The organism is uncultured Campylobacter sp., from assembly GCF_938045225.1.
GTDB lineage: Bacteria > Campylobacterota > Campylobacteria > Campylobacterales > Campylobacteraceae > Campylobacter_A.
The window spans coordinates 1-2915 of sequence record NZ_CALINL010000101.1 but is presented as its reverse complement, the minus strand read 5'-3'; the positions used below and the strand labels follow the sequence as shown (position 1 = coordinate 2915).

Sequence of the window (2915 nt, the reverse complement as noted above, 5' to 3'; positions counted from 1 at the left end):
AAATTAAGCTAAAGTAGCTTTTAGCATCCAAATAGCTTTTTCGTATTTTGCGATCTTATCTTGCGCCATAGTTACGGTCGTGCTGTCTTTTGCTTCCTCAGCGACTTCTTCTAGCTTTTTAAATTCGCCCAGCAAGTGCTCGTACTCGGCCAAAACGCCTTTTAGAACTTCGGTTGGAGTGTAGCTATCTTTATTTTCTGTTTTTGGATGGGCTAGTTTGTTTAGCTCTTCCAACTTTGTAATGGCTCTACCGCCTAGCTGTATAGCGCGCTCAGCGACGTCATCAAATATCTCTGCCATATCTTCGTACGCTTTTTCGGTGTATTCGTGCACGCTAAAGAACTGAATGCCTTTTACATACCAGTGGTAGTCGTGAAATTTAACGAATAACGCATGAGCGTCGGCCTGGATTTGATTTAATTGAGTAACAACTTTTGACATTTTGTCTCCTTTGGTTTGATTTATGGTGAAATTATAGCACATAAAACTTAAAGAAAAATAATTTGCAAATAATAAAAATTATTGTTTTGTAGCTAGAGTTGAGAAATTGTATACATTATTTTGCTAAATGCAGATAAGTATCAATATGGTGTATAAAAAATTATCTTTTGATTGGTCGGAATTATTCCTTTTGAGAAGTTTTGGTGTTAAATTTAGGATATTTGGGGATGAAAATTCTGTAATTAGATGGCAAAGGTTTGCAAATTTGTATTGCAAATCATGTGGCTATATACGAGAGAAGATATAAAATTTGCACGTAAATGCATTTGTTGTGTTATTTTATGTGTTAAACATGTTGATAAGTAAAAATCACAAATTTACAGATAAATTTCACTTGCCAGGCTTAATCGTAAAAAACGGAGTTTGTCTAAATTTACCTCTCAATAACGTTTGTTGGTATTAGAAAGAGGCTCAGATAAGGCAAATTTATCGCATGCCTTGATAAGTGCTAAAGATCGCATAATATTATGCAAATTTGCGACCCAAATTATCGTAATGCCATAAAAGCAAACAGCAAAGCGACTCGTTATTTTGTTTGCCAACGCAGATGGATGCGCATAAATTCCTGCCTCAAATTTGCCAAAATAAAGCCACGACAAATTTAAACTTAAATTTGCCGACGATACCGCAAATTTAAGTTGCTAGTTTCAAAATTTACGAGACTAACGGCTTATTTGCCGCAGCTTCATAAAGCAAAATCCACATAAATTTACGCCGCAGCCTTTATTTTCCGGCCGTCAGCATCGTCTTTAGTATGCGTTTACCAACCTCGACACCCGGCTGATCGTAGGTGTTTATGCCTAGCATTATGCCAGTAGCGGACGTGAGTAGTTCGAAATAATAAATCAAAAATCCCGCGCTCGCTTCATCTAGTCGCTCAAGCTCGATGACGTCCACGCTGATGCCTTCTTGCACTAGCGCATGCATGGTGGCGCTACACTGGGCGTTGATTAGCTCACCCAAATTTAGCCCGTTTACGAAGTCGCAGCCCTCAAGGCCGTTTAGGCTAATGCTCGGTATCACCGTGTTTGCATCTGCGGCGGCTACCTTTATGAAAGTTACCGTTTTGTCCTTCACGCCGTCCATGATGAGCTGCAAAAAGCTGTGCTGATCGCGCGAGCCGATGAGTCCGACCGGCGTGAGTCCGTAGCGTTTGTAGCCCTTTTTCTTGCCCAGGCTCTCCGCCCACAGCTGCACGTACCAGTCGTTAAACTCCAAAAATCTATCGCCGTAGCTAAATATCACGTTGATCTTGGCGTTTTTGTGCGTCGCGTAGTGGTAGGCTTTTTGTAGCAGCGTATCGTCGCCGTCCTCTAAAAATCGCCTTTTACACGCCCGCGCGCCTTCTAGCAGCGCCGCTGCATCGTATCCGCACAGCATTAGCGGTACCAGACCGATCGCGCTAAGCACGCTAAATCTACCGCCGACGTTTTTAGGGATATTAAAAAATTTGATGCCGTTTTGCTTAGCGTAGGCCTCTAGCGGCGAGGCTGGATCGGTGATGACGATGAAATTTTGGCTCAAATTTGACGGCTTAAAGCGCTCCAAAATACACTTAAATAGTGTGATCGTCTCGATCGTGGTGCCTGATTTTGACGAGATGATAAAAAGCGTCTCGTCAAATTTTATGCTCTCGCAAACGCTCTCAAAGCTAAAGGCGTCCACGTTATCAAGAAAATAAAGCTCTCGCTCGTGGCTCCTTTTTGCGCCTGATAGCATCGTTTTTAACGCCTTGACGCCCAGGCTGCTACCGCCGATGCCTACTAGCACTACGCTTTTTATGTGCGTGAGCGTCGTTTCAAATTCGGCGATTTCGCTGAGCAAATTTGCGCCGATTTCGGGCAGGTGGTAGTAGCCGATCTCGCCGCCTTTTAGCTCGTCGTTCATGCGTTTGGCGTAGGAGCCGATCGCGCTTAGCGGCGTTTTTTCGAAAAATAGCTCATTTTTTAGCATTTTTACCTAGCTCGTAGAAGAAATTGGTCGCTTGCACGAAGCCCTCGACGCTACCGCAGTCAAAGCGCTTGCCTTTAAATTTATACGCTAGCACCATGCCGTCTTTGGCCTGCTCTTTTAGCGCGTCGGTGATTTGCACTTCGCCGTTTTTGCCGGGCTTGGTGCGCTCTAGGATCGTGAAGATGTCAGGCGTGAGGATATAGCGGCCGATGACGGCTAGGTTGCTTGGGGCTTCCTTTGGATCTGGTTTTTCGACCATGTCGCCAACCATGAGCAGATCGTCCTCGATCGCGCGGCCCGTGACGATGCCGTAGTTTTTGCTCTGCTCGATAGGCACCTCCATCACGGCGACTATGCTGCAGCGGTATTTTTCGTAGATTTTTACCATTTGAGATAGCACGCCTTCGCCCTCTTCGTTTTTGCCACCGACAAAACTGATCACGGTATCGGGACGATATTGT

At 44.5% G+C, this 2915-nt stretch carries 3 protein-coding genes; all 3 read right to left on the bottom strand.

What is annotated here, in order from left to right:
* Positions 1 to 3 precede the first annotated feature (3 nt).
* A complete protein-coding gene (locus Q0200_RS04180; RefSeq protein WP_297938096.1) occupies positions 4 to 441 on the bottom strand; it encodes a DNA starvation/stationary phase protection protein in 438 nt (145 codons plus the stop codon).
* Between the two features lie 783 nt (positions 442 to 1224).
* Positions 1225 to 2454, bottom strand: coding sequence for a glucose-6-phosphate isomerase (locus tag Q0200_RS04175; RefSeq protein ID WP_297938093.1), 1230 nt, complete (start codon positions 2452 to 2454; stop codon positions 1225 to 1227).
* Positions 2441 to 2915, bottom strand: a 475-nt coding sequence (locus Q0200_RS04170) for a sugar phosphate nucleotidyltransferase (RefSeq protein ID WP_297938090.1), incomplete at its 5' end; no start/stop codon positions are given. The genes Q0200_RS04175 and Q0200_RS04170, both read right to left, overlap by 14 nt.